Here is a 3,054-nt window from a genome sequence, read left to right as displayed (position 1 = left end):
CCGGCGGGGGTTTAGGGTAAAGACCCTGGCGATGACCTACTCTCGCATGCTAGATGCACACTACCATCGGCGCATGTACGTTTCACTTCCGAGTTCGGAATGGGATCGGGTGGTTCCATACAGCTATTGTCACCAGGGAGAGGGTGGAGGGTCGCCAGGATGTGGGGAGTGTTCGCATTTTTGGACAGTCCGCACATGGAAGTGCGGGCTTATGCGAGGGACTCGCCATACCGGCGCTCACGCTCTCAGAGGTTGGGAAGTAGCGAACATTTTATGACGACTGTACGTGTCGTAGGGCCAAGGATGCTTCGGGTTGCGAAGCAACTTGAGGTTATATGGTCAAGCCACACGGATCATTAGTACTGGTTAGCTCAATACATTGCTGTACTTACACACCCAGCCTATCAACCACCTGGTCTTGATGGTTCCTTCAGGGGAGTCAAGCTCCCGGGAGATCTCATCTTGAGGCGCGCTTCCCGCTTAGATGCTTTCAGCGGTTATCGCTTCCGAACATAGCTACCCGGCAGTGCCACTGGCGTGACAACCGGAACACCAGAGGTTCGTCCACTCCGGTCCTCTCGTACTAGGAGCAGCCCCTCTCAAATCTCCAACGCCCATGGCAGATAGGGACCGAACTGTCTCACGACGTTCTGAACCCAGCTCGCGTACCACTTTAAATGGCGAACAGCCATACCCTTGGGACCGACTACAGCCCCAGGATGTGATGAGCCGACATCGAGGTGCCAAACACCGCCGTCGATATGAACTCTTGGGCGGTATCAGCCTGTTATCCCCGGAGTACCTTTTATCCGTTGAGCGATGGCCCTTCCATACAGAACCACCGGATCACTAAGTCCTACTTTCGTACCTGCTTGATCCGTCGATCTTGCAGTCAAGCACGCTTATGCCTTTGCACACAGTGCGCGATGTCCGACCGCGCTGAGCGTACCTTCGAGCTCCTCCGTTACTCTTTGGGAGGAGACCGCCCCAGTCAAACTACCCACCATACACGGTCCCCGATCCGGATAACGGACCTAGGTTAGAACGTCAAGCACGACAGGGTGGTATTTCAAGGTTGGCTCCGCTGCAGCTAGCGCCACAGTTTCATAGCCTCCCACCTATCCTACACAGACGAACTCAACGTTCAGTGTAAAGCTATAGTAAAGGTTCACGGGGTCTTTCCGTCTTGCCACGGGAACGCTGCATCTTCACAGCGATTTCAATTTCACTGAGTCTCGGGTGGAGACAGCGCCGCCATCGTTACGCCATTCGTGCAGGTCGGAACTTACCCGACAAGGAATTTCGCTACCTTAGGACCGTTATAGTTACGGCCGCCGTTTACCGGGGCTTCGATCAAGAGCTTCGCCTTGCGGCTGACCCCATCAATTAACCTTCCGGCACCGGGCAGGCGTCAGACCCTATACGTCCACTTTCGTGTTTGCAGAGTCCTGTGTTTTTGATAAACAGTCGCAGCGGCCTGGTCACTGCGGCCCTCGATCGCTCTAGCTCGCACGAGCCACGATCAAGGGCGCACCTTCTCCCGAAGTTACGGTGCTATGTTGCCTAGTTCCTTCACCCGAGTTCTCTCAAGCGCCTGAGAATTCTCTTCCTACCCACCTGTGTCGGTTTACGGTACGGTCTGCATAAGCTGAAGCTTAGGGGCTTTTCCTGGAAGCGTGGTATCAGTCACTTCGCTCTAATGAGCTCGTCTCGGTGCTCGGAGTTAAAGGGTCCCGGATTTGCCTAAGACCCACTCCTACCGCCTTTCTCCAGGACAACCAACGCCTGGTAGACCTAACCTTCTCCGTCCCCCCATCGCACTTATGCGAGGTGCTGGAATATTAACCAGCTTCCCATCGACTACGCATTTCTGCCTCGCCTTAGGGGCCGACTCACCCTGCGTCGATTAACGTTGCGCAAGGAAACCTTGGGCTTTCGGCGTGAGGGCTTTTCACCCTCATTATCGTTACTCATGTCAGCATTCGCACTTCCGATACCTCCAACGGACTTCTCAATCCGCCTTCGACGGCTTACGGAACGCTCCTCTACCGCGCACAACAAGTTGTGCACCCCAAGCTTCGGTTTATCACTTAGCCCCGTTAAATCTTCCGCGCAGACCGACTCGACCAGTGAGCTATTACGCTTTCTTTAAAGGGTGGCTGCTTCTAAGCCAACCTCCTGGCTGTCTGTGCCTTTCCACATCGTTTCCCACTTAGTGATAATTTGGGACCTTAGCTGTGGGTCTGGGTTGTTTCCCTTTTCACGACGGACGTTAGCACCCGCCGTGTGTCTCCCATGCAGTCTGTCCTGGTATTCGGAGTTTGCAATGGTTTGGTAAGTCGCAATGACCCCCTAGCCATAACAGTGCTCTACCCCCAGGAAGATTCACATGAGGCGCTACCTAAATAGCTTTCGAGGAGAACCAGCTATCTCCGGGTTCGATTAGCTTTTCACTCCTAATCACACCTCATCCCCTACCTTTGCAACGGGAGTGGGTTCGGGCCTCCAGTTGATGTTACTCAACCTTCACCCTGGGCATGACTAGATCACCCGGTTTCGGGTCTATTACCCGCGACTATGCGCCCTTATCAGACTCGGTTTCCCTTCGCCTCCCCTATACGGTTAAGCTTGCCACGAACAATAAGTCGCTGACCCATTATACAAAAGGTACGCCGTCACCCTTGCGGGCTCCGACTGCTTGTACGCACACGGTTTCAGGGTCTATTTCACTCCCCTCTCCGGGGTTCTTTTCGCCTTTCCCTCACGGTACTGGTTCACTATCGGTCGGTCAGGAGTATTTAGCCTTGGAGGATGGTCCCCCCATGTTCAGACAGGGTTTCTCGTGCCCCGCCCTACTCAATTTCATCGAAATGGCCCTTTCGCATACAGGGCTATCACCTTCTATGGCCGGTCTTTCCAGGACCGTTTTGCTAGAACCAAATCGACTTTTGGGCTGTTCCCCGTTCGCTCGTCACTACTCAGGGAATCTCGGTTGATTTCTTTTCCTACGGTTACTTAGATATTTCAGTTCACCGCGTTCGCCTCCAGCAGCTA

At 54.1% G+C, this 3,054-nt stretch carries 2 rRNA genes (1 of these 2 running past the window's edge); both read right to left on the bottom strand.

From position 1 onward, the window contains the following. Positions 1-23: 23 nt before the first annotated feature. Positions 24-137, bottom strand: a 5S ribosomal RNA gene (gene rrf / locus WAF18_RS17265). Positions 138-335: 198 nt separating this feature from the next. Continuing rightward, positions 336-3,054 (bottom strand): 23S ribosomal RNA (locus tag WAF18_RS17260) (it continues 160 nt past the right edge of the window).

Source organism: Luteimonas sp. gir (assembly GCF_037198055.1).
GTDB lineage: Bacteria > Pseudomonadota > Gammaproteobacteria > Xanthomonadales > Xanthomonadaceae > Luteimonas > Luteimonas citri_A.
The sequence above is the reverse complement of the archived record's forward strand: the minus strand, read 5'-3'. Positions and strand labels throughout refer to the sequence as shown.